This window comes from Clostridium sp. DSM 17811, assembly GCF_018861905.1.
Taxonomy (GTDB): domain Bacteria; phylum Bacillota; class Clostridia; order Clostridiales; family Clostridiaceae; genus Clostridium_AD; species Clostridium_AD frigoriphilum.
The window spans coordinates 54215-77729 of the sequence record NZ_JAHLDU010000014.1; the positions used below are offsets into that span (position 1 = coordinate 54215).

Here is a 23515-nt window from a genome sequence, read left to right on the forward strand (position 1 = left end):
GTAACATTAATTTTGAAATTTTATTTAACCTCTTGTAAGTCATTGCTGTACCCATAACTGACTTTATTCAACTTTTTTTCATTTTTATATTATCATATATAAACTTGTAATATACTCCAATTTACGTTAACAGTAGGTTTTATGTCCTAAACAGAACGTTAATGTGAATATCTAGATATTTATGTAGATACAAATGTAACCATGCTTAATTTATAATAATAGTATAATTAGCTATATTCTAAGACGGATTTGCAGAATTATATTAGTAGGAGAATAATGAATATTGATTGACAAAGTTTTTTTTCTTGGCTTTTTTCGTTCATCTGCATATCCTATATAGATAACATTTAAAGGTATTACATATTCAGGTATATCTAGCGCCTTTCGAACAGGTTTTAGTTTACTTGGAATTGGATAAAGCCCAATCCATAAAGTGCCTAAACCTAATCCCATTGCAGCAATGAGTATGTTTTCGGTTGCAGCGCTGCAATCCTGTATCCAATAATCACGACTAGGTTCTGAAAATGCATAGTTTAATAGCATTCGAGTTTGTACCTTTAACTGATAACGTAGCTATTTTTATGTTTCTATCTTTTAAAATCTGTAAACCTATTGCTATAAGCTCACGTGCTATATTTTTGTACTCATACATCACAATTGGTTATACTGATGCAACTGTTTTATTCAATCACATATGTGATCTAATTGCATATTAATAAAAAAATTCTGAGCAAAAACACCTTTAATACATATATTATATAATAATAATAATAATAATATATAGGAGTAGATAACTTGACTATAAATAAGTTCAATAAGAAAGATGATACAAATGTCGACCTTTCTTTTGTTATTAATGCAGGAGATACGCCGTCTATTCAAGAAGGTCCATTTTTTAATAGACCTGCAGCAAAGATTAAAGGTAGACTTTTTTTAGATATTGATCATGGTATTCTTTATCGAGATACTGGGAGACGCTGGGTACCACTGCAACTAGGGCAACAGGGGTTTCCTGGGTCTCAAGGCCCTCAAGGGCATCAAGGATATCAAGGGCCTCAAGGACCTCAAGGATCTCAGGGACCCCAAGGGCCTGCAGGATCGATACTTCCTACTTCCGTTAATTTAATTTACGTTACAAATGTTGACAGTAACAACGTCTCCGTGATTGACGTAAATAATACCGTGGTAGCTACTGTTACAGTAGGGACAACACCACGTGGTATAGATGTAAATTCTACAACGAATCGAATTTATGTGGCAAACAATAATAGTAATAATGTTTCGGTTATTGATGGGGCTACGAATACCATAATAGCCACTGTTCCGGTAGGGGTTGCCCCTCAAGGCGTTACTGTAAATCCTACAACTAACCGCATTTATGTAGCAAACTCTACAAGTAGTACTGTTTCGGTTATTGACGGAGCTACAAATACCGTTATAGCTACTGTTACAGTAGGAACTAACCCATTTGTCTTAAACGTAAATCCTATAACAAACCTAATTTATGTAACAAATTATATTAGTAATAATGTCTCGGTTATTAATGGAGCTACAAATACCGTAATTGCAACTATTCCAGTAGGAATTAAACCATTTGGAATAGGTATAAATCCTTTAACCAATGGAATTTATGTTGCAAACTCTTTCAGTAACTTTGTATCGGTCATTGATGGGGCTTCAAATACTGTCATAACTACTGTATTAGTAGGAGCATTTCCACGTGGTGTAGATGTAAATTCTACAACTAACAGAATTTACGTGACAAACGTTAATGGTAACAATGTTTCCGTCATTGACGGAGGTACAAATACCACCCTAGCACCTGTTCCTGTAGGAAATAACCCTAGTGGTATAGGTGTAGATTCTTTAACAAATAAAATCTATGTAGCAAACGTTTTTGGTAACAGTGTCTCGGTCATTAGTGGATTGTCGAATTCCGTCATAGCTACTGTTACGGTAGGATCTACACCCTTTGGCATCGGTGTGAATCCTTAATAAAAAAGAACTGTTTTAAAATTTGGGTACCGACATCAAAACTCGGAAATTATACGCTAAGGATTAAAACTAATCAAAACAAGTCAAATATACTCTAACGTATCTTTAACAATTGTAACTATATTGTGCCTGTAAATATGTCCACAAACTGATTTATCAGTAAATAAAACATTGGTTTGTTTTACCACTTATATGAAGTTTATTAAAGTTAGGTGAAATTCTTTATTTTTCTTTAAAAGGCATACAATATACTTTTCGGTATATTGTATGCCTTATGCTTTTAATGTAATACCAATAGATCGAAGGAGCATTCAAGATAACGCTTCCTATATGGTATGAATGTTATATTATTTATGGGATTTCTCAAAAAATAAAGGGCATAATAAGAAGAATAGTTATCAGAAAGAGGGACTTGGATATGTCACCAGCAATATATGTATTAATAATTTCATTAATAGGATTAATACTACTTTCTATATTTAACAAAAAATTGAAAAAAAGTATATTAACTATGAGTGAATATGGAATATGTATTACAACAATAATAGGAATTTTTCTAATGTTTTTTGAATCTTGTTAATAATAAAAAACTGTGCAACAATATAATACACTCTCTTGTTGCACGGTTTTACTCTACCTATGATAATTAATCTAAAAGTTGTGTTATGGTTAATGATCCAACAATTCCATCAGCCACTAATCCTTTTGAAGTTTGGAAAAGCTTAACACCAGCTAATGTGTTCACACTAAAGTATGAATCAGCTCCAGTTGTACCAACACTAAATCCTAATGCAATAAGTCTTTGCTGTATCCATCTTACTAATTCATTATGAGCTCCATTTGCAATCAATACTTTAGTTATAACCTGTGTGGTATAAGTTCCCACAATGCCATCTTCAACAAGCTTGTCCCCATTTGTATCTGTTAATCCAATTAAATTGGCAGCATGTTGAAATGCCTTTACAACTGCACTAACAGATACAGGTGATATTGAACTAAGAAATATACCAGAACTAAATTCATCTAAATCTACAGCTCCATTTATTCCATTTATGCTCCCAGAAGCTGAATATTGAAAACCTATATAATTAACTACATCCGGTTTTGATACTCCATAATGTGCTACCCATAAAGGAATATCTTTAACTGAGCTATTTAGATTATTTGCGTAAAAATAATCTCCTGTATAAATACATATTTCCTTTTTATTTGACATTAAATAATTCGCGAATATCCTTACATTAGAACTTACTTTAGTTAAGGCTTGTCCTAGTGCAACTTCTACATCTATAGCATATTTGCAATTAGCGGAAAGTCCATTTATAGTACTTAAAAAGTATTTTGCTTCTAACATCGGATCATTCGCTCTTAGATAATGATAAAATCCAACTTTAAGTCCTGCTGCCTTTGCTCCAGCATATTGCGACTTTAATAACGGATTACTATAAGTGATTCCTTCGGTGGCTTTAATATAAACTATCTCCACTCCGCTATTCTTTACTTTTACGAAATCTACATTTTGTTGATAACTAGATATATCTATTCCTTTCATAAAACCCCTCCACTTTAATTAATTTGTCGTATCATAGTATGTGACAACTAAATTTATGCTACAATTTTTTACCGTTATGATAGATCCTTTTAAAATTTTATTGTAAAAGAATGGGTCTATTATAAACTATGTACTAATTTTAATTAGGAAAAATATATATACTAGTTAGAAGTAGAAACTAATTTACTTAATTAAAATGGAAAGTGTGTATTTACTTTTGGGCTTTATCTTAAAATTTGGAGGGAAGTATGAATATAAACAACTTATTTTTATTAATGGAGGTAAGGGATATATTATAGTTCGACATAAAAGATATCCATTAAAAAAAGGTTCGTTGTTATACATTTGACCTAATGAACAATATTCTTTAGAGACAGATGTTGAGGAGCCCTTTTATGGGTTGTCAGTACATTTCAGTAATGATTTTAGAAACGTAACAGATGAGCAATGCTTAGCTTCTATGTCGACACAATTACTCCCATATCATTATATATAGGGGGAATTGTTTATATGGAAAAGAAATCTTTAATTACAGGATTAATAATAGTAACTGTACTTATTTCCATATTTTCTATTTTAAAACATCAAAACAATAATTTTAAAATAGCATCAGGTGTTAAAATGGTACCAAGTGTTAAACTGGCATCAAGTGCTAGCCAATCATTTGCCACTGGAACCGTAGATAATTTAATATCTGAGTCTCCATATATAGTTGAAGCTGTACAAACCGGCGAACAAACCGAAACAAACTATAAGGGCGTTACATTTGCTACTAATAAGCTTAAAATAAAACAAGTACTTAAAGGGGATTTGATTTCAACCAACGATGTTATTACTTTATTGCAACCGCAAATAGATGAAGATCCCGTTGTTAAAAAGAATGGACATGTTTTATTGTTTTTAGAAAAATATTCAGGTTCTATTGTAAAAGATGCATATGTATGTAAATGATTATACCAATGTCACTATGATATTAGCGATGATGGGACTTTAGTTAATTCATTTGATATAAAAAATTTAAACCCTGATTTAAATCAATATTTAAAGAAATATAATAAGTTTATTACTATGTTTAATTGGGGTTACTTTTTATTTATATTTAATATTAAAATATGAAAATTATATTTTCAGGTGATGTTGTGTAGTATACTACTATAACTTAACAAGTTATAAATAATTCACTTTTATCTTGATTTTGAAATTAAAATGTGATATATTTACAATACAAGTTATAAATATATCACATTAGGAGGTTATATTATGAGATTACAACAAATTAAAACAAAAGATAAAAAAATTAATTTAAGAGTTTGGATAAGCGCAGAAATAATTCCATCATTATGGTTATTTGCATATTATTGGATGTGTATAAAACATTATTATCAACCTATTCATGTAATCATGCAGTATGCATTTATTGGATGCATGATTTTGTTTTTAATGATAATTAAAAGCAAGCGGGATGTTTTTGATGAGTTTGCAAAAGAAACTCTTTATAAAACAAATACTATTTGTTTAGACATCGCTTATATTATCATGGCAATTATTTTATTTAACGCAATGTTTATAAATCAAACTGCTGTAATAATAGGATATTTAATTGCTGGTGGAATAGTGATATTATCTGTTACACGAGCAATCATCTTCTGCGTAATTGATAGCGAAGGGATGTAGTAATATGCCAACATTAAAAACAAAAGTTAAAGAGTATAGAGAGAAAATGAATATAAAGCAGAGTGAGTTAGCTAACTTAATTGGTGTACGTAGAGAAACCATTGTTCACCTTGAAAACGGCAAATACAATCCATCCCTTAAACTGGCAATGGATATTGCTAAAATTTTCAATACTTCTGTTGAGGAATTATTTAGATTTGAAGATTAACTAATATATATTTTTTATTAAAGTTTATTTATAGTAAACACAAAAGGCATAGATTATAAAAATCTATGCCTTACAAATAGCTTAAAACAATTATATTTTAATCTTCATTTTCTTTATCTTTTTTGCTATTAGTATGTATTACATGAGATATAAAAAGTATTATAATAACATTTGTGAGTATATATAATTTATGGTAATTATGTTATAATTAAGTGTATATTATTAGTCTAAGTTATAAAATTCAGCAAATATAAAAGGAGTATTTTAATGAAAAATAGAAATGAATTATTGGAAACTTATATTCCAATTGCAATTTTTGGATTTCTATGCTTAACACGTGTAGTTTTTACTAATGTTGTTGGCTTAAGCTTAACTTTTCTTTTTTCAATATTGTATTTATTTATTGAAAACAAAAGAAACAAAGGTCAAATGGAAGACATTGGTTTTATTCCAAAAAACATTTTACCTGATATAAAAAAATATTGGTGGTTAATTTTGATTCCTGTTGTTTCGGGTATTGTATCAATTAGTTTGTTTAAATTTGTCCTACCAGAGGTCTACTTGTATGCTTCAGATACAAAACCGATGTTATCATTTGGTAAATTACTTTTACAGATACCTCAATTATTGATTTTAGCATTTGCTGAGGAAATAGCATTTAGAGGATTTTTCCAGACTAAGCTTTGCAATATTACAAAACCAATTTGGGCTATCATCATTACTTCATTATTTTTTGCAATAGGAAATTTTTCGGCTGTCTCCATTTCAGGTATTATTTATATCTCGTTTTTTATTTTTATAGATAATATTATTTACGGTGTGATTTATCAAAAAACTAAGAATATTTACTCGTGCACTATTTCACATTTTTTAGCAAATGTCATTGAGATATTTATTTTATTCTTTTACTTATTTGATTAAACATAAGAATCGAGTATGAGGGTTATTCGGTTTTCTACAGTACACGGCATATCATAGTGATAGAATCCATCAGTAATTCTTAATTCAGAGCGAATTCTCTTATTCTCATTAAAATGAAAATCTTCATAGTCCTGGTTTGGAGCTGTATAATCAGTTTCAACATAAAAACCATTTTGTTTCAAACTTTTGAAAAGCATGTTAGCCTATTTTAATTCCTTTTCACATAAAGAATCGACATATTCTTTTGCTTCTAGTAACCCCAATCCAGTTACCATTCTATATTTTTTAATTGCTTCAATTTTTTTACCATCTAAAATAAGACTTTTCAGCTCATTTGTTACTGTATCCTGCACTCCAACTTGTTTAGCAATCTTATTTAGAGTTACATTTATTCTTTCAATGTCTTTTTGCGTACGAATAATAGCACATACTATAATTATTAGTAATCCTGCTCCTATAATTCCCCAAATAACTATGTTGTTCATAATTTCACTCCTTCCAATATAGTTTACGAGTATGAGATAAATTATTTACTTTACTAGAGTAACCATAAATTCTATATAAAAAATTAAAATATCTCTTGTTAATAATACAATAAAAAGCATAATAAGGTGATACCTAGTATGGCCCTTGATTATGTTACATTTCTTCTAACTATTAATATTTTTAATGATTAGACACTAGTGAGCATTAATATAATTAAACCAATAAAAGCAATTACACAACCTATTATCTCTAAAAGGTTTGACTTATTTTTATTTTTTTTATATTTGTACAAACTTTCAAATCCTTGCCCTACAAATAGGATACTAAAAAGACTATATGGAATTTGACTTTCCTTCATATATGTAATTATAATTAAAATTAATATATAAAACATCATAGCTAAATAACCTATAGATTTTGGTTGTACCCTATTAGCTTTTTCTTTACTAATATTATTTTCAGTCATTATTCCTTCACCTCTCGTATTTTTTATTTTTAATTTAAACTAAATTAGATAGATAATAATATAGATGTGACGTTCCAAATAAAATCACATCTATATCATTATAAAGTTAATTGATTAGAGATTACAATTCTCCTTTATTGCAGTAATACCTAATACTGCTGATCCTAACTGCATTAAAGCCGATCCAAAAGCCGTTCCTTTTTCAACACCAGTTGTTGATACTCCCATTAAAGCTGCGGCAGCTTCTTTCACTCCACCTAATGCAGCTACATATTTTTTTATTTTAAATATCTTAGCAACTGAAAATACACCAGAACCAATTGCCCAAGTTATAGAACCCACACATTTAGTTATTTGCCATGCTGATGGATCTGCAATAACAGGAAAAGCAGTATTATTTGTGAATTCAATAACTTGAGTTAATTTATTTCCATCTTGAATTTTATAATGTGTTGGAACTTTTTTACCGTTAGCATCATAAGCCCAAGGCTTATCTATAATCCCCGTAATAATATTTTTATTGTTTACAATAAAAACTTCACCAGTTGAAAACTCCTTCCCTAAGTATTCAGTGTCAGTTACAAGTTTTGTCCCCTCTTTTAAATTAAATTTAAAAGTATACTCTTTTGGAGCAGCACTATTGTTAATTGTAATTAGTGCTCTAACTCCCTCCATACCTTTTTCTTGTACAGCTTGAGCTCCAAAGGATGCAGAACTGTTATTAGTAGTATATACAACTGTTCCATTTTCACTTTTATTAACATTTGAATCATCAGCTTGCTCCGGTAATAACATACTAAAGTTATTGTTGTTATCATATGCAGAGTTAATTAAAATAGGATTAGAAGCCTTTTGTGGTATTTTAACAACTGCGTGAAAACCATCTGTCTTTACAACAAAATCATTTGATTCAGTTGTATTTTTTACAATAGTTTTTGTTCCTGTAATTTTCTCAATTGCATTTTGTGCTAATTTATTATTGTATTCAGTAGCATTAGCATGAACACTTGAACCTGATGCAACTAACATTGTTGTTAATAATACCCCTGCTATGTATTGTTTATAACTACTCATTTTATCTTTCCCCCTAATGTATTCATAATTTCTTCACTTTGACTTTCTACACTACAATCATAAACTTTTTCTACATTTCCTTTACTTACAACCATTATCGTTGGAACAGATTTAATACCTAGACTGTTTAAATAAACTCTCATTTCTTGCTTTTTACTAGCACGAACTTCAGTATTATAATACAATATTTGTTTATTTGTATCCGTTAATTTTTTTTCTAATTTAGGCGTAAATTTTCTACAATCAGGACATGATGGTCTACCGATATAAACTAAAAAACTCTCTTTGTTTTCTATTTTTTCAGCTAAACTTTCTTTATTAATGTCTAATAATATCTTGACCTTAGAAGTAGTTGGTATTTCATCATTTTCTTTAGAGTTACCATGTACTCTAGTCATATAAAAAGATCCTATTCCTAAAATTATTACAATAACTATAATACAGGTCCTTAAAAAATTTTTTTTAATCATAACACCTCTTTATATTTGATTTTTTTCATAAAACTTCTTTAAATGGAATTACTTTCTTATGTATATTAATATTCACTCTATTGTTCATAATATTTTTTTGGTAATTGAAGTTATTTGTCCCTTAGTTAACATGATGTTACATAAAGTTTTATAATACAACATAAAAACCCTAAAACGTCATTATTTCGACACGAATGGAATACCAACAGCAAAATAAAGAAAAGAAGTAAAACTCCAGAAGAAGCTTATAATACTGATATTTATTTAAATAACAAGTGGCTTTTAGATGGTAAGGACGCAAATGGATTTGCTGGGATAGCTTGGTGCTTTGGAAATCACGATAGACCTTGGGGTGAGAGAGCTGTCTTTGGATTAGTTAGATTTATGAATGATAAAGGATTAAAAAGAAAATTTGATATGGAAAGATATTTGTATATGATTGTGAAATAAATGTTGTATCATTCGCCATTCTTTACATCAATTTTTGTAAATGGCATATTAACTCCATCTTAATAAAATAGAATACTTCTTTATTATTTTATTAAGATGGAATTAAATTAACATAAATAATTATTCTAATTCATTTGTCCTTTCAAGAGCACTTTTTACACTTGACATAATGGTTCCATGAAAACTAGATTCACTTAACACATGTAATCCTGCAATTGTTGTACCTGCTGGTGAAGTCATTGTATCCGTAATTTGGTAAGGATGTTTTCCAGTTTTTTGAATGGTTAGTGCAGAAGCAATTAAATTCTCTAAAGCTATAGCTGTGGCATCCTTACGGGAAAAACCAGATTCCACTCCAGAATCTATAAGCGCTGCAAGAAAATACATTATGTAGGCAGGCCCAGCACAACTATATGCAGTAAATGCATTAAAGAGGTTTTCATCTATGAACATTGTCTGTCCTAATGCACTTAAAAGTGTTTCAACTATTTTTTTATCTTCAAGTTGAACCTGCTCATTTACGTTTGCTGCACTATAACCATGTTGTACGTCAATCATGGTATTTGGCATAATACGAACAAGTTTGTGATGGCTTTCAAATAAATTTTCTAGTTTTTCCATTTTGATTCCCGCACAGATAGAAATAATTATAGTAGATTCAGATAAATGATCTTTAATATTTTGTGCAACACTTACGATATTTTGGGGAAGTACTGCAATTAGAATAATATCTGCATCTTTTACAGCAACTGTGACATCTTCTGTCTCTACAATACCATATGTAACATTAAGGTACTTTCTTCTTTCACTTAATATATCAAAAACTGCAATGCTTTTTGGAGAAAATATTTCATTTGAAATAATTCCTCTGATAATCCCTTCGGCCATATTCCCACCGCCGATAAATGTAATTTTTTTATTTAACATATTTTATTCCTCCTGTTTTATTTGAAATTTTTTAAAACATCAAAATACTCTTTGCCGAATAGCAATATGTATTCTTCTACTACTTGACTAATAATTAGAATACCACCTTCGCCGAGTTCGTTTTTTAATGTTTCACTCATTGAATATAGCAAATGGGCAGTGTGAAAATTGAAATCTCTAGTGCAGGTACTACCCAGTTCCGTTCTCTTTTGAGCAAGTTTTATCGTATCCTCTTCATGCATTGGTTTTTCCCAGTGAAATTCACAATGATCTGCTCCAAAGCTTAGATTACTAGTAGCTTTCATATGAAAATTTTTATTGAAACCATTAAAAACAGCAGCATCTATATTTATACAGTAATATTTTCCATAATCTAAAAGATTATATTTTTTCCATGATACACACCATTCACATTTCGTTACAGTACTTACAAGTTCCGGTTCTGTTTCAAGAATAGCAAATTCCATTGTATTTTTTTCTGGAGCCCATTCACTGTAAGCTTGACTATTTATAAAATCTAATGCATCTCCATTTGCAATTGCTCTTTTAGCCATTCTTTTTCCACGTTCATGCCCATAATTTTCAATTCCAATATAGATCACCTCTTTGCCTTTTTCACCAAAACGCTCTATAGTATATTTTGCAAAGAGTGCGACTAATACTGCATGATGTTTAATCCTGCAATTAACTATTTCAACCTTACCCATTTTAATATCCAACATCCTTTCAATAATTTATTAATTTACTCAACAAACCTTAATTATAAGTCTTTTTCTATTAAATACTATGATTTACCTTATTCTCTTTTAATTCTTTAGTCTTCTCTCTTACTTCTTTATAAATCATAAATCCTGTGAAAACAATAGCTGAATATCCTGCCAAAGGATATAGAATATTCAACAATTTATCAAAAGGAAGTACTCCTCCAAATAACATACTGACTAAAGTTAGTGCTGTTGCAATGATGTTAAACTTTTTAGTTTTGTCAGTAGCAAACTTTCTAACAACCATTAAAAGAAATGAAGCCACTGCTGAATAAATACTTAGCACTATTAATACTGAAAAAATTAATCCTAATATAGGAGATATGTGATTAGCAATTGCTAATGTTGGAACTTGCGTACCTATAATTAATTTATAATAAACAAGTTCACCTACTATAAGTGCAATAATTGCAATAGTAAAAGCAACAGTTCCAACAACAGCTGCCGTTCTTGCTTCTTTTAAACTTCCTGCAGATGCTCCACAACTAACCTGAAATGGTATACTAACCATAAGAGCAAGAAAAGCATATAGTGCTCCTGACCATGCCCAATTAGAAGAAGCGGATTTAAACCCTAATGTTGGCATAAGCCTGCCAGCTTCTGACAATATAGTTGGCTGCCCAAAAATAGTTATAATTCCAAAAACTCCTATTATTGCCACAAATAAAATTTTAACTGGGCCTATAACACCTATTATGTCAATGAATTTTTCTACCCCAAGCAATATTGTGCCCAATGCAAGAAGAGCTATAGCGCCAGTACCTATATATGTTGGTATTCCATAATATTGATGAATTGTTGCTCCTCCACCAGCAAGCATAACTACAGATATAGCATACACCAATACAACACTGTACCATACATAAACTTTACCTAGAGCTTTTCCACAATAATATTCAAAAACATCATATGGATTATCAAATTTCTTTTTTTGCCCTATTCCATATAAAATGTACGTTAAGGGTATCATTAAAGCCACAAAAATTAATGCAGCTATAATACCCTTTGTCCCACTTGCTGCAAAAAATTGCAAGACCTCTTGTCCTGTTGCGAACCCAGATCCAATCCAATATGCACACAATGCGCCTGCAAGAAGTACTACTTTTTTTACACTAGTTAATTGTTTTTCCACCTTAACCACTCCTCTTTTCTAATTTAAATATTTATAATATTATTTCATTAAACATGTATTTGCTGAAACTTCCTAGGTCCAATACCTTACTATCTATAGATAAGAATAAATAATTTTTAAATATTCAATCGTTTTAGATTCATTATATTTACTTAATTTAATTAATACATACTATTCCTATTATATTACTATGCATTGTACTAATATGCAATGTAATAATATGGAGCAAGTATGTTTCTTTTGACTCTATTTGTTTTATTTAATCAAAATAAAATACATATATTGTAATAGGACGTTATATATATTTTTTTAATTGATTGTTTTTTTATACAAATGAATTAATAAAAAATAAAACTTGCATTTTCCACAAGCTAGTACTACAATAAAGCTAAAATTGCAAATGAAACTATACTTAACTCTATAATAACAAATAGAGCATTTTTTTTGTTATTAAATAACATAATAGCAATTAATATTTTATTAATGGAAAATTCAAAGGAGAACACGGGATGAAAAAATTAAAGCTTGGACTAGGTACACAGATTCTTATCGGACTTACACTTGGTGTTATCGTTGGTGCTGTTTTCTATGGTAATCCAGCAGTTATACCATTTCTACAACCTTTAGGCGATGTTTTCATACGTCTAATTAAAATGATTATAGTTCCAATTATATTTTGTGCACTTGTTGTTGGAATTGCAGGTGGAGAAGATGGTAAACAAATTGGTAGATTGGGTTTAAAGACTCTAATTTACTTTGAAGTAGTAACTACAGTTGCCATCTTAATTGGAATCTTGGCAGGCAATGTATTCCATCCTGGAACAGGTATAGATATGGCAACACTTGTAAAGACTAACATATCAAGTTATGTTAGTACTACTAAATCCGTTGCAAATCACAGCACGGTAGATATGCTTGTAAATATTGTTCCTACAAACATTGTTAGCGCTATGGCTGAAGGCAATATGCTTTCTATCATATTTTTCTCAGTTATGTTCGGATTAGGAATTTCTGCAGTCGGGGAAAAAGCGAAACCCGTTCTTCGGTTATGTCAAGGGATTTCTGAGGCAATGTTCTGGGTAACTAATCAAGTTATGAAAGTAGCTCCAATTGGAGTATTTGGCTTAATGGGCGTGACCGTTTCTAAATTTGGTCTTAAGTCCCTAATTCCTCTTGGTAAGTTAACTTTTACTGTTTATGGATGTATGATATTCTTCGTTTTAGTAATACTGGGATTAATAGCTAAAATGGTTGGAATAAACATTTTTTCACTAATTAAAGTTCTAAAAGATGAAATTATTCTTGCATACACTACAGCAAGTTCTGAAGCAGTATTACCTAGAGTAATGAACAAAATGGAGAGCTTTGGTTGTTCAAAATCTGTTGTATCATTTGTTATTCCAACTGGTTATTCATTTAACTTAGATGGATCAACATTATATCAATCTATTGCAGCACTATTTATTGCTCAGTTATATGGAGTTCATTTGTCAATATTTGCTCAAATTAACTTAGTGGTAGTTCTTGCAATTACTTCAAAAGGTATGGCAGGTGTAGCCGGAGCATCTTTAGTTGTATTATTAGCTACTCTTGGATCTGTAGGTATTCCATTAGAAGGAGTAGCATTTGTCGCTGGAATTGACCGTATCCTTGATATGGCAAGAACAGTTGTAAATGTAGTTGGTAACTCATTAGCTGCTGTGGTTATGTCTAAATGGGAAGGTAAATACGATGCAGTTAAAGGTGAGAAATATCTAGAAGAAATTAAGAACGGAGTTATTGATTCTAACAAAGCTCAGAGTTTGTAACTTCATTGCTATATTTTAAGTAATGTCTACAATATTATCATTTTTCAATCTCAGATTAAAATATCCTGCATCAATTTTGGTAATATCAATCAAGTTATTTAATAGTCTTACTAGCCCTAATAGGCTATTAAGGCTATTTTACTTCATAATATTTTTTAACTTTAACTTTGAGTATAAGGGGCCAGGCCCTTGGTTAAATATGTAAAGTTATTTTAAATCAAATTATCTATACCATTAACCGTAGTTTGTTCATTGTCATTAATTGGAATTACTATGCATTTTTGGCCATTAATTATTTGAGATTTTATTTGAGATACTTTTTCGGGTTTTACCTGTAGTATAACATCATAATCAGTGCTAACATTATTATCTCCTGAATATAGATCTGAAACTTTCTCTAAATTAGTTTCTAAAGTTTCTCCTAAATCAGTTGCTACCGCTTCTTCTAAAACCACATTGTCATCGTTAAGTTCTGTATACAGTTGAATTTCATTATCTATAGTATTATCTTGTTTAACTTGATCAAGTCTTGCCTTAAGTATTTCAACTTCTTTATAAAGGCGTTCTTCCTTTTTTCTTTGCACATTTGCCTTAAGTGCCTTTGCGTCAATTAAATTTTTAGCTAAAGTATTATCATCACCAAAGTTCTCTACATAGGCATTTTCAATCATAGTAGTAATTTCGCCTGGAACTTCACTTTCTATTAAAAGGTTTTGTATATCCTTCTTTGTTAAGCTTATAGGTTCACTATCTGCATCATCATTTAGCTCATCGTATTCTTCTATCATAGTGCTTAGGTTTTCTTGTATATCCATAAAAATTTTATCTGCTTTAATTTCATCTAAGCTAAAAGAATCTTTAATAATTGATTGGAATGTTTCCTTTTGAACCGTAGCCGTTTGTTTTGAGAGGCACCCTAGAACATTTTCCATTAATTCAGTATGTGTATCTTTTGCATTTTTTGTGTAATACATAATAGAGTTAACATCTGCACTACGATCAATAAAAGCAGGAAACACAAAACCATTAGTTGGGGACTCGACTACCCAATCTCTAATACGTGCTTTTATTTCGTTTTGTTCTTCAAAGTATCTAAGACCAGGCTCCGAAAGTGAAACTGGACATATTGCACATAACACATATTCATATACTTCTTCAGATTCATCTATCTTTATATTATCTTTGGTTTTGCTAATAACATCATAAGCATCATGAAAAAATAATATTAAAAAATTACCGGTGTAATCATAATTATCTATAATCAAATCATAAAGATTATCAAGAAAAGCATCATCTTTTAATTGACTGTTTTTAAGCTGCATAAGCGAAGTTTGTCTTTCATTTGTAAAATCTTCATTAGTTGAAAAGTTAAGTTCTAAAATATTATTCCCAATAGTTCCAGACAGTATTTTTTTAGCAATTTCTAAATATTTAAAGTATTCATCCTCATCTAAATTTAGAAAGCTTTCTTTAAATTTTAAAATAGTATGTTTTTCTCCATTAACATAGCAGCCACACACTTTAGTGAAGGTGCATTGTTCTTTTTTAAAACGTCTTTTTAACTCAAGTATATCTTTTCTTCTCATGTGTAAGCTCCTCAATTTATAGACAAACTTTACGTAATAGTTTGCCCTTAGTATTTTTTTTATAGGTATAATTATTATATTATCATTATAGTATTTTACTTACAAAAAATAAAGTAACAAATTCACTTTGGATTCTTTAACTCTACAATATCACCTTCTGAAGGATTTATCATAATATACTTTTTCTCACCATTATTTTTAACAAAAGAAAAATAATAAAATCTATGATTTATTACAACAAATGCATACTCATTTTTTTCATTTATTTTTTTAACCATCAGGAATATTGTACCATCAACGAACTGCTTCCTGTCAAGTGGACAGTGTAAATTAATATTAGATTTAAATGATATTCGGGAAAAATTTAATAATTTCGCATGTAATAGTTTAGACCAAAATCTTAAGATAACTGATAACTTTGAAGTTACAAGATATATGATGGGAATATGTAATAAAGCTCGCATTTTTATTAAAGCATCTCCTGGGTAGCTGCAACAGCGACCAAGGAGATGCTTTAATCTAAAACCATCTATCTTTATTAATAAGCAATACTACAGCAATACATATAGTTGGAATAAATATCATTCCGAATACTACCCAAAATGCCAGTACATAATTATGCATTGGAATCCCTTGTACATTCATAGAAAAAAGTCCACTAACAAGAGTCATAGGTAAGATTGCAACTTGAACAATAGTAAATATACGCATCAAACCATTCATTGTGTGGTTTGTGAGTGATGCAAAGGTACTGTCAGCGGACTCAATAACTTCTTTATAATTTTCAAGCATATCCCATATTTTTTCTATTTTATCAGTAATATCATCAAAATATATGTCCATATCCTTAGGAAGATATTTTACAATATCTTTTTCGAGTGTTATTACAACGGGTCTTAATGGTTTAATTACACTTCTATAGTTAATTATCTGCATTTTAGTCTTTGATATATTTTCAAGCATTTCCTTAGAACGAGTAAGAAATACTTGCTTATTTATTTCACTAACCTTAGCTCCAATCTTATCTAGCATAGGAAAGCAATAATCAAATAATATCTTGATTATCTCATAGAGCAATAATGCTGAACCCTTCTCCATATATTCTTTCCTTAATGCTTCATTTAATTGGCAATTTTGTGCTAAATCCACTAAAGGTTTGAATTCTCCCTCATGAAGTGTAACTACGTAATCATGACTTATAAAAATATCTAATTCTACAGAGTCAATCCTGTCACAGTCTTTTCTATATCTTGGAAGGTGAAGTACAATAAAACTATAATCTTCATAGGAATCAATTTTTGACCTTTGATGCTCAGTCATACAATCCTCTATCAAAAGTTCATGAAATCCATAGACATCTTTAAGCATCTCAAATTCCTTATTAGTAGGTCTAATTATATCAACCCATTTAATCCCTTCATGTTCAATTAGTTTTACCTCTGTAGGTAAAGCTTTTATAACAGGTTGTTGTTTCTTTGCATTTTGGAATGGTAGTGTTAACATAAACATAGTAATGTCCTCCTTTTTATAGAGAGGATCTTACCCTTAACAAAAATGAGTAGTAAAACATAATCCTCTCTTTTTCAATATTAAATTATTTATAAAAATATCATACAGATCGGGGTTGCTTTCCACTCAAATTCACCACCTTTTTAGTGTATTTATCAAAATAATATTCTTAAATATTTATAAAAATAAAAAAATCTCCCCACAACAAAGTGAAGAGATTCAATACGAACCAAATAATAGTTTCTTCACTCGTTGAGTTTTAGCACTGTAAAGCATAGAACATAACCATTCATATTTTATATGAATGTTGTCAGCTACATTAAGTAAAACCTTAATCCGGTAGTACCTGCTGACCCATTGGCGTCTCTCGACGTTTCTGGGCAGTAGCATATATCTATACAGTAACCTCACCTAACAAGAATATTAAATTTTTATTCTCAATTAGTCTTAATCTTATACTTTATACTATGCGAAAAACCAAAGGATGTCAATAATATTTTCATTTGTTAAATGTTTTTTAAAGTTCATACAGATACCATGTATTTGTGTAAAATATTGGAGCAATTTATAAAAATTAATATAGCCGTATTTCATTTGGCCAAGGATTTTCTCTTGCTTCCCTCCATGATTTATCTATATAGCGATTTGTATATTTTTGTTCTAATAAATGATAAAAATAAGTTCCTTTTTTAGTTAGAATATAGCTATTTTCCACTTTAGTAAGTAATCTTAATGCAATACCAATTCTTAATTCAATTTTGAACATTTTCTCTAGATTTACCCCAAACAACTTTTTGAATTCATCATCATTAAATTTTAAAAATTCCTTTGTTAGTGAAGTCGCACTAGGTCCAAACCTGATAAAAGCATCTCTGGTAATCTATGAGTAACGCGAGGTGCCTTTTTTAGCAAAACTCCAAACCGCTGTTCGATCACACCCTATCTCAACGCTAGTTTTCTCCAAACAATTTAGATGTCGCTTTTTTTCTTGTTTTCCTAAAGGTTTCCTTATATTATTGGCATATGAAAAATCAATAAACGGATATGTAGAAACTTGAGTGGCCCCTAATTCAAATGCCATTAAAAAATCCTTTCTTAAAACATCTTCCCCTTGATTTGCTATACCAAAAATCAAATCAACATCTATAGTATTAAACCCAGCTGCTTTTGCCAATCTTACTTTTTCCGCACCATCAATATATTCTCTACCTAGGGCATTAAGACATTCCAATTGAAAAGATTGTATTGTTATTCTTCTATAACCGTAAATTTCATTTACTTTATTGCAAATTTCAATAATCTCTTTCATCAATATCTTATTTTCAGACTCTACTACGGACCCTTCACGCGTTAACCACTTATAGTATGAAGAACGTGTAATTGTATGAAAATCCCCCGTGGGACGTGAACAAATTATAAATACAATTTGTTTTTCTAATTTCTTTTGTTATCAAATGAATGTTGTATTTTGCCTTTAAGTGCATAACAAGAACATAACTACAGTTAACTTCATAATATATATAATGTATTTATATTATGGAGGGAAGGTTTTGAGCAAATTCAATACAGATATGTTACACGTTAATTTTGGCATGGGAACAAGTGAAACAAAACCAATTATTCCTAGGAAATATACTCTTACTCATTCAGATGATACCGGAGAATTGTTTTTGACTATTGCAGCAAAATATGATTATGATAAAATCACTGACATGAGGGATGAAGTACTGGCAGAATGGATCATGATTAATAACGAGTACGCACTGATGGTTAATGTTATGGTAGATAAAGAAAAGAACCCCATAATGTCAGCGGTACGTAATAGCATTTTCGCAAAAGAATTGCCGCTAGCACTTTCGGCGCTTAGATATGGAGATAGAGAGTTTTTTAGAGAAAATCCATCTTTAGATAAAGCACCTATTTATGTGAAATTTAATTCTGTTTATCCTATGTTTAATCGTTTAGAACTATGGGGAACGCCTTCAGATTATAAGTAAAAATTCTTAAATTAGTCTCCATATGACATAAGTTAAACCTCCAATGAGAGTATAAGCATTTCTGTAGATATTTAATATCTTCATCAGTTGTATTTTTAGTGATTTCAGATCTAGGAGCGCAATCGTAAACATAAAGTTTATTTTGCTCAATTATAGCTATTAGGTTTTGTGGGTGGATAACAATTGAGAATTGTTATCTACTAAATAGAATTACAAATGGGTAAATCAGTAGTCAATGCATCTTCTTCGAAGCTGTTACAGCGACCCAGGAGATAATTCATTCAAAAAAAATTACTAACTCTTGAAAGTTAGTAATTTTTTATTAAAGCATTAGTTTTATTTGGTAGAGATAACTTGAGGTGCCATTTTAACTAATTCATCTTTCGATATATGAGAATTCATTGATGATAAAGAATAATGAATTCCATCCTGCATCCAATCTAAATATTTAAACTGAGAGATTTCTATCTTGTCACTTCCATAGCTGAACACATATTTACCGGACAATTTATCCTGCTTATCCTGCTCTGTCAATTTATAATTTGCTGGTACAGTCTTATAAACAGATGAACTATAATATAAATCTATACCGTTACAAGTATCAAAAACAGTCTCTTTATTTGATCTTTCCTCGAGCATTCCGTTTTCCATAGAAAGATCTAATTTGTCATTACCTTTTGTATACGTAAAATCAAGGGATTTTGTTTTTTTTACAGTATTGCCATTCTCATCAACTCCTTTTTTATTGTCTGTATATCCATCTGCAAAAGTGTATCCGTTGTCAAATTTATCAACTAATTTAGGCTTAAATTTAAATTTATTCTTTACTTGTTCTACTGTAGGTATAGTAGTATATGTTGGTATAGCGCTTGAACTTCCATATATAGACTGTATTTTTCCTGTGCCTGTGGCAAATACAGTCGTTCCTATTACCATAGTAGCTGCCAATATAATAATAATTTTTTTCCTCATTGATCCTCTTTTATATGGTTTTATATTTTTTATTTCATCATTCTCCTTTTTTTCCGGTAAACTGCTTAATGTTTCATTCACCTTACTTTTAAAACTTTTAGGCATATCTGGAAAGATATTATTCCAATTATAGGAATCCATAATTCGCCTCCATATTCTCTAATTTTATTTTTATTAATTTTCGTCCTTTTGATAACCTGCTTTTTACAGTTCCAGTGGGTATTCCTAAAATCTGTTTAATTTCTTTTACTGAATATCCATCTACATAATAAAGAACAATTGTAATACGAATACGCTCAGGTAAATTCTGAATGGCCATATATAATTCACTATAATCATTTTTATCATCAGCCTTGTCAGACTCAAAGTATTCTTCATAAGGTACTTGTGAATGTTCTTTACTTTTCAAACTATAACATTCATTTATTAGTATCCTAACTAACCATGTTTTAAAATATTGTTCTTTCTTTAGTGTATCTAATTTGTTATAGGCTTTTAAAATTGCCCCCTGAACTGCATCCTCACAATCTTGCTCATGAATCAAAATTGATTTAGACACATGATATAAAATAGATTGAATCTCAAGAACTTTATCTGTAAATATAGTCTTGTTCAATTGACTTCCTACCTTTCTTTGCAAACTGTAGCGCTACCTCTTTTTGCTTTACACTAATTAGATAGATATATCTGCTAAATGGTTCATTTAATTTTAAATTTTTTATAACATCCCATTATATTGTATCCCCTAATGGTATTAAAGTTTAACTATTTATAATATTATGATATTATTAGGTAATGATTACATAGGAGAGGGATAATAAAGTAAATGCTTTGATGAAATTGCTTGTAGACTATCTTAAAGACGAGTTTAAAGAGTTAAATAAAATGAATACAAGGAGGTTTTATTATGATTAACAATTTAACAGTAACAGCAGATTTAATAAATGACGAGGTGAAATTCTCAGCGATATCTCGTGATAACAATAATGTATTTATAAATGCTATACAACCTTTAGGTGAGGCAGATGGTTATACTCCACTTGAATTATTTCTTATGAGTCTAGCAACTTGCAGTGGAATGACTTTGGTTTTATTACTAAGGAAGATGAATAAGAATGTATCTGGATTAAATGTAAGTGCATCAGGTGAAAGAAAAGAAACATTACCGAAATATTTTAAAAGTATACACTTAAAATTTGAACTTACATCTAATGATGTACATGCAGATGATATTGAGAAGGTTATAAAAAATATGGAAGAATGTTCATGTCCTATTTGGAATATGGTAAAAGATAATGTTGATATAAGCAGTGAATATAAGATAAATTAGCAATCACGAATAAAAAGTGTCATGAAAGTCACAATAACACAATTACTATGAGGCTTAGTCAATAAGTACATCATTAAGTTTTCTTAACTCCTCTAACGTCCTTGGAATAAGTTTTAGTGCTGTCATCTTACCCGCTGTTGGGAATACATCATTTGTAGATTGTCCCATATTCACATGATCATTTGGATGAACTTTATCATATGCACCCAATTTACCAGCTATTATTTCATCACATGTTTGTACTATAGCGTCTTTAATTTTTTTATTCATTAACCCAGCTTCATTATTTGTAATAGCTGTTGCTTTTTTCACCTAGGCAAGACTAATTATTAGGTCCTTGTGCATCCTTCTACCTGTAATATTAAAATTTTCTGAAGCTCTCAATGATTGGACTCCAAAATATGCTTCTACAGGTACATTTTCAGATCCCACAGAATCACTTTCCACTCTAAATTTTTGCATGTTTTCTTTCATATTATTACCCCCTATTTACTTTAATAGGCTTACAATAACATTATACATAAATGTTGTCAACTTGGTTTCTATGCATTAAATCATTATTAATAAGTGATATAACTAAATTAAATCCATTGCTTTTTGCTCATTATGCATTGGTATTACATGTTTTAAGTCATTAAGTTCAAAAATCTTTTTTTGATTTATGTATAATTTTACTGATTGTTTATTGTTATCTTAATATTTAGAATATTGCATTTATTGCATGAATAGCGTTAATTTTATTTTAGATTTGTTTTTCGATTAATAATTTACATAAAAAAAATAAGCACCACAACACACTATGCTATAACTAGAAATTATCTCCTTGTTACTATGATTTCTTTACTATTTGCAGTCAGATAACATCAAATCACAATGCATAAGTTCATCTGTTAATTAATCATTCTGTAATTGTTTACAGCAATGCATTTATAATTATCACACATTCCATCCCCCTTTGCCTTTATGATAATATATTATCATAAATGCAGATTAATGAAATTTGTTTTAGATAATAATTTTGATAACGATTTGAGTAACTAGTTTATATTAATTAAATATTTGTATATAAAGGATTGAGTTGATTGGAAAATAACAAACAAGATTTGATGAAATCTATTCAAACTAAATTTCTACGTTTAAGTAAGGGGCAAAAATTGATAGCTCAATATATTCTAAAACACTATGATAAAGCAGCATTTATGACAGCAGCTAAATTAGGTATTCGTGTAGGAGTAAGCGAAGCAACTGTTATAAGATTTGCAAACGAGTTCGGATTTAATGGTTATCCTAAACTACAAAAATCTCTTCAGGAATTAATTAAAAATAAATTAACTACTATGCACAGATTTAACTTATCTTATGACTCCATGACTCAAGAAAATGTACTAGACGAAGTTTTAAAAGGTGATATAGAAAATATTAGAGTTACTTTAGAGAAAATAAATAATCAAACTTTTGAGGATATAGTTAATTCATTATTTAAAGCTAGAAAGGTATATATAATTGGACTTAGAAGCTCCTCTGCATTAGCAGGATTTTTAGCTTTCTATTTAAATCTTATTTTAGAAAATGTCCAGGTAGTTGCATATGGTGTTAGTGATATATTTGAGCAGATGTTTAATGTTGATGAACGAGACATAATAATTGGGATAGGATTTGCTAGGTATGCTACAAGAACAATTGAAGCTCTAGAATTCGTTAGAAGCAAACATGGCATCGTTGTAGCAATTACTGATAGTTTATCATCTCCCTTAGCATCGAATGCTAACTATACGTTAATAGCACAAAGTAACATAACTTCCTTTGTTGATTCCTTAGTAGCACCATTTAGTGTAATAAATGCATTAATCATAGCTGTTGAATTAAGAGGAAAAGAAAAAATCGTAAAAACATTCTCTACTTTAGAGAACATATGGGAAGAATATAATGTTTATTCCTTAAAAGATAAGGATAACAAATATCTTTAATATAGATATTCCATTTTTTAAACCATAAAGCAAAAACGGAACTACTCTTTTGGGGCTACTCGTCCTTTAACAATCAATTTTCTTAACTACAAAAAAATATTTTCTTATATTGTATGGCTTTTTTTATTATATACAATTGAATACGCTCACCATCATTTTAAATGCATAACAAGAACATAACAACAGTTAACTTCATAATATATATAATGTATTTATGTTATGGAGGG

27 protein-coding genes, 1 pseudogene and 1 riboswitch are annotated in these 23515 nt (G+C 29.8%); of the genes and pseudogenes, 10 read left to right on the forward strand and 18 right to left on the reverse strand.

Annotated elements, in window-relative coordinates:
• Positions 1-231 precede the first annotated feature (231 nt).
• Positions 232-543, reverse strand: a complete 312-nt coding sequence (locus KPL44_RS16455) for a nitroreductase family protein (RefSeq protein ID WP_216252473.1) — start codon at positions 541-543, stop codon at positions 232-234.
• 252 nt (positions 544-795) lie between these two features.
• On the opposite strand from KPL44_RS16455, the gene KPL44_RS16460 reads away from it, so the two are divergent.
• Together KPL44_RS16460 and KPL44_RS16465 are read left to right on the forward strand one after the other, a co-directional pair.
• Entirely contained in the window at positions 796-1995 is a 1200-nt protein-coding gene (locus KPL44_RS16460; protein ID WP_253201813.1) for a YncE family protein, read from the forward strand.
• A gap of 418 nt (positions 1996-2413) precedes the next feature.
• Complete coding sequence (locus tag KPL44_RS16465; protein ID WP_216252475.1) at positions 2414-2575, forward strand: hypothetical protein; 162 nt, start codon at positions 2414-2416, stop codon at positions 2573-2575.
• Between the two features lie 66 nt (positions 2576-2641).
• Here KPL44_RS16465 and KPL44_RS16470 read toward each other — a convergent pair whose 3' ends face one another.
• A complete protein-coding gene (locus tag KPL44_RS16470; protein WP_216252477.1) occupies positions 2642-3547 on the reverse strand; it encodes a GH25 family lysozyme in 906 nt (301 codons plus the stop codon).
• Between the two features lie 510 nt (positions 3548-4057).
• Here KPL44_RS16470 and KPL44_RS16475 point away from each other — a divergent pair.
• From KPL44_RS16475 to KPL44_RS16490, 4 genes are all read left to right on the forward strand, one after another.
• Positions 4058-4498, forward strand: coding sequence for a hypothetical protein (locus KPL44_RS16475; RefSeq protein WP_216252479.1), 441 nt, complete (start codon positions 4058-4060; stop codon positions 4496-4498).
• Between the two features lie 309 nt (positions 4499-4807).
• Entirely contained in the window at positions 4808-5221 is a 414-nt protein-coding gene (locus KPL44_RS16480) for a hypothetical protein (protein WP_216252481.1), read from the forward strand.
• 4 nt (positions 5222-5225) lie between these two features.
• Positions 5226-5429 carry a helix-turn-helix transcriptional regulator gene (locus KPL44_RS16485; protein ID WP_216252483.1) on the forward strand — a complete coding sequence of 68 codons (204 nt, stop codon included), beginning with the start codon at positions 5226-5228 and terminating at the stop codon, positions 5427-5429.
• A 267-nt stretch (positions 5430-5696) separates the two neighbouring features.
• Complete coding sequence (locus tag KPL44_RS16490) at positions 5697-6350, forward strand: CPBP family intramembrane glutamic endopeptidase (RefSeq protein ID WP_216252485.1); 654 nt, start codon at positions 5697-5699, stop codon at positions 6348-6350.
• Here the strand turns inward: KPL44_RS16490 and KPL44_RS16495 are convergent.
• The 8 genes from KPL44_RS16495 to KPL44_RS16530 form a co-directional block, all read right to left on the reverse strand.
• Positions 6347-6532 (reverse strand): hypothetical protein, encoded by a 186-nt coding sequence (locus tag KPL44_RS16495; RefSeq protein ID WP_216252487.1) that lies wholly within the window; start codon positions 6530-6532, stop codon positions 6347-6349. The two genes, KPL44_RS16490 and KPL44_RS16495, sit on opposite strands and share 4 nt — an antisense overlap.
• A gap of 21 nt (positions 6533-6553) precedes the next feature.
• Positions 6554-6835, reverse strand: coding sequence for a ribosomal protein L7/L12 (locus KPL44_RS16500; protein WP_216252488.1), 282 nt, complete (start codon positions 6833-6835; stop codon positions 6554-6556).
• Positions 6836-7023: 188 nt separating this feature from the next.
• Positions 7024-7302 carry a DUF6442 family protein gene (locus KPL44_RS16505; RefSeq protein WP_216252490.1) on the reverse strand — a complete coding sequence of 93 codons (279 nt, stop codon included), beginning with the start codon at positions 7300-7302 and terminating at the stop codon, positions 7024-7026.
• 114 nt (positions 7303-7416) lie between these two features.
• Positions 7417-8376: a hypothetical protein gene (locus KPL44_RS16510; RefSeq protein ID WP_171295924.1), complete on the reverse strand. Its 960-nt coding sequence runs from the start codon at positions 8374-8376 to the stop codon at positions 7417-7419.
• The gene (locus tag KPL44_RS16515; RefSeq protein WP_216252492.1) at positions 8373-8846 is read right to left on the reverse strand and encodes a thioredoxin family protein; all 474 of its coding nucleotides are present in this window, start codon (positions 8844-8846) and stop codon (positions 8373-8375) included. The genes KPL44_RS16510 and KPL44_RS16515 overlap by 4 nt, the downstream gene beginning before the upstream one ends.
• Before the next feature lie 570 nt (positions 8847-9416).
• On the reverse strand, positions 9417-10223 hold the full coding sequence (proC, locus tag KPL44_RS16520) for a pyrroline-5-carboxylate reductase (RefSeq protein WP_216252494.1): 807 nt from the start codon (positions 10221-10223) through the stop codon (positions 9417-9419).
• Between the two features lie 17 nt (positions 10224-10240).
• Positions 10241-10930 carry an L-2-amino-thiazoline-4-carboxylic acid hydrolase gene (locus KPL44_RS16525; RefSeq protein ID WP_216252496.1) on the reverse strand — a complete coding sequence of 230 codons (690 nt, stop codon included), beginning with the start codon at positions 10928-10930 and terminating at the stop codon, positions 10241-10243.
• A 70-nt stretch (positions 10931-11000) separates the two neighbouring features.
• Positions 11001-12119 carry a YkvI family membrane protein gene (locus KPL44_RS16530; protein WP_216252497.1) on the reverse strand — a complete coding sequence of 373 codons (1119 nt, stop codon included), beginning with the start codon at positions 12117-12119 and terminating at the stop codon, positions 11001-11003.
• Positions 12120-12628: 509 nt separating this feature from the next.
• Between KPL44_RS16530 and KPL44_RS16535 the strand changes: the two genes are divergently transcribed.
• Positions 12629-13927, forward strand: a complete 1299-nt coding sequence (locus KPL44_RS16535) for a cation:dicarboxylate symporter family transporter (protein ID WP_216252499.1) — start codon at positions 12629-12631, stop codon at positions 13925-13927.
• Between the two features lie 212 nt (positions 13928-14139).
• On the opposite strand, the gene KPL44_RS16540 is transcribed toward KPL44_RS16535, so the two are convergent.
• From KPL44_RS16540 to KPL44_RS16560, 5 genes are all read right to left on the reverse strand, one after another.
• On the reverse strand, positions 14140-15513 hold the full coding sequence (locus KPL44_RS16540; RefSeq protein ID WP_216252501.1) for a DUF4317 domain-containing protein: 1374 nt from the start codon (positions 15511-15513) through the stop codon (positions 14140-14142).
• A 122-nt stretch (positions 15514-15635) separates the two neighbouring features.
• On the reverse strand, positions 15636-15977 hold the full coding sequence (locus KPL44_RS16545; RefSeq protein ID WP_216252503.1) for a hypothetical protein: 342 nt from the start codon (positions 15975-15977) through the stop codon (positions 15636-15638).
• Between the two features lie 55 nt (positions 15978-16032).
• Complete coding sequence (locus KPL44_RS16550) at positions 16033-17022, reverse strand: magnesium transporter CorA family protein (RefSeq protein ID WP_253201814.1); 990 nt, start codon at positions 17020-17022, stop codon at positions 16033-16035.
• Positions 17023-17258: 236 nt separating this feature from the next.
• A riboswitch (M-box (ykoK) riboswitch) is annotated at positions 17259-17448 on the reverse strand.
• Positions 17449-17596: 148 nt separating this feature from the next.
• A complete protein-coding gene (locus KPL44_RS16555) occupies positions 17597-17788 on the reverse strand; it encodes a hypothetical protein (protein ID WP_216252504.1) in 192 nt (63 codons plus the stop codon).
• 114 nt (positions 17789-17902) lie between these two features.
• Positions 17903-18334 (reverse strand): hypothetical protein, encoded by a 432-nt coding sequence (locus tag KPL44_RS16560; protein WP_216252505.1) that lies wholly within the window; start codon positions 18332-18334, stop codon positions 17903-17905.
• 238 nt (positions 18335-18572) lie between these two features.
• Between KPL44_RS16560 and KPL44_RS16565 the strand changes: the two genes are divergently transcribed.
• Positions 18573-19019 (forward strand): staygreen family protein, encoded by a 447-nt coding sequence (locus tag KPL44_RS16565; protein WP_216252506.1) that lies wholly within the window; start codon positions 18573-18575, stop codon positions 19017-19019.
• Positions 19020-19355: 336 nt separating this feature from the next.
• Here KPL44_RS16565 and KPL44_RS16570 read toward each other — a convergent pair whose 3' ends face one another.
• Both KPL44_RS16570 and KPL44_RS16575 read right to left on the reverse strand, forming a co-directional pair.
• Positions 19356-20132, reverse strand: a complete 777-nt coding sequence (locus KPL44_RS16570) for a hypothetical protein (RefSeq protein ID WP_216252507.1) — start codon at positions 20130-20132, stop codon at positions 19356-19358.
• Positions 20119-20607, reverse strand: a complete 489-nt coding sequence (locus tag KPL44_RS16575; RefSeq protein WP_216252581.1) for an RNA polymerase sigma factor — start codon at positions 20605-20607, stop codon at positions 20119-20121. Before KPL44_RS16575 ends, KPL44_RS16570 begins: the two co-directional genes overlap by 14 nt.
• A gap of 291 nt (positions 20608-20898) precedes the next feature.
• Between KPL44_RS16575 and KPL44_RS16580 the strand changes: the two genes are divergently transcribed.
• On the forward strand, positions 20899-21321 hold the full coding sequence (locus KPL44_RS16580) for an OsmC family protein (protein WP_216252508.1): 423 nt from the start codon (positions 20899-20901) through the stop codon (positions 21319-21321).
• Positions 21322-21384: 63 nt separating this feature from the next.
• On the opposite strand, the pseudogene KPL44_RS16585 reads toward KPL44_RS16580, so the two are convergent.
• A pseudogene (locus KPL44_RS16585) lies at positions 21385-21795 on the reverse strand (lyase family protein); the annotation flags it as partial.
• 608 nt (positions 21796-22403) lie between these two features.
• Here KPL44_RS16585 and KPL44_RS16590 point away from each other — a divergent pair.
• Complete coding sequence (locus KPL44_RS16590) at positions 22404-23288, forward strand: MurR/RpiR family transcriptional regulator (RefSeq protein WP_216252509.1); 885 nt, start codon at positions 22404-22406, stop codon at positions 23286-23288.
• Positions 23289-23515 lie beyond the last annotated feature (227 nt).

Excerpts from the sequence above, each read along its gene's own strand:
- KPL44_RS16535 (WP_216252499.1), top strand. The coding sequence starts at position 12,629 with ATGAAAAAATTAAAGCTTGGACTAGGTACACAGATTCTTATCGGACTT.
- KPL44_RS16505 (WP_216252490.1), bottom strand. The coding sequence starts at position 7,302 with ATGACTGAAAATAATATTAGTAAAGAAAAAGCTAATAGGGTACAACCA.
- KPL44_RS16455 (WP_216252473.1), bottom strand. The coding sequence starts at position 543 with ATGCTATTAAACTATGCATTTTCAGAACCTAGTCGTGATTATTGGATA.
- KPL44_RS16475 (WP_216252479.1), top strand. The coding sequence starts at position 4,058 with ATGGAAAAGAAATCTTTAATTACAGGATTAATAATAGTAACTGTACTT.
- KPL44_RS16515 (WP_216252492.1), bottom strand. The coding sequence starts at position 8,846 with ATGATTAAAAAAAATTTTTTAAGGACCTGTATTATAGTTATTGTAATA.
- KPL44_RS16570 (WP_216252507.1), bottom strand. The coding sequence starts at position 20,132 with ATGGATTCCTATAATTGGAATAATATCTTTCCAGATATGCCTAAAAGT.
- KPL44_RS16490 (WP_216252485.1), top strand. The coding sequence starts at position 5,697 with ATGAAAAATAGAAATGAATTATTGGAAACTTATATTCCAATTGCAATT.
- KPL44_RS16550 (WP_253201814.1), bottom strand. The coding sequence starts at position 17,022 with ATGTTTATGTTAACACTACCATTCCAAAATGCAAAGAAACAACAACCT.
- KPL44_RS16470 (WP_216252477.1), bottom strand. The coding sequence starts at position 3,547 with ATGAAAGGAATAGATATATCTAGTTATCAACAAAATGTAGATTTCGTA.
- KPL44_RS16545 (WP_216252503.1), bottom strand. The coding sequence starts at position 15,977 with ATGCGAGCTTTATTACATATTCCCATCATATATCTTGTAACTTCAAAG.
- KPL44_RS16485 (WP_216252483.1), top strand. The coding sequence starts at position 5,226 with ATGCCAACATTAAAAACAAAAGTTAAAGAGTATAGAGAGAAAATGAAT.
- KPL44_RS16480 (WP_216252481.1), top strand. The coding sequence starts at position 4,808 with ATGAGATTACAACAAATTAAAACAAAAGATAAAAAAATTAATTTAAGA.
- KPL44_RS16465 (WP_216252475.1), top strand. The coding sequence starts at position 2,414 with ATGTCACCAGCAATATATGTATTAATAATTTCATTAATAGGATTAATA.
- KPL44_RS16540 (WP_216252501.1), bottom strand. The coding sequence starts at position 15,513 with ATGAGAAGAAAAGATATACTTGAGTTAAAAAGACGTTTTAAAAAAGAA.
- KPL44_RS16525 (WP_216252496.1), bottom strand. The coding sequence starts at position 10,930 with ATGGGTAAGGTTGAAATAGTTAATTGCAGGATTAAACATCATGCAGTA.
- proC (WP_216252494.1), bottom strand. The coding sequence starts at position 10,223 with ATGTTAAATAAAAAAATTACATTTATCGGCGGTGGGAATATGGCCGAA.
- KPL44_RS16555 (WP_216252504.1), bottom strand. The coding sequence starts at position 17,788 with ATGTTCAAAATTGAATTAAGAATTGGTATTGCATTAAGATTACTTACT.
- KPL44_RS16580 (WP_216252508.1), top strand. The coding sequence starts at position 20,899 with ATGATTAACAATTTAACAGTAACAGCAGATTTAATAAATGACGAGGTG.
- KPL44_RS16510 (WP_171295924.1), bottom strand. The coding sequence starts at position 8,376 with ATGAGTAGTTATAAACAATACATAGCAGGGGTATTATTAACAACAATG.
- KPL44_RS16500 (WP_216252488.1), bottom strand. The coding sequence starts at position 6,835 with ATGAACAACATAGTTATTTGGGGAATTATAGGAGCAGGATTACTAATA.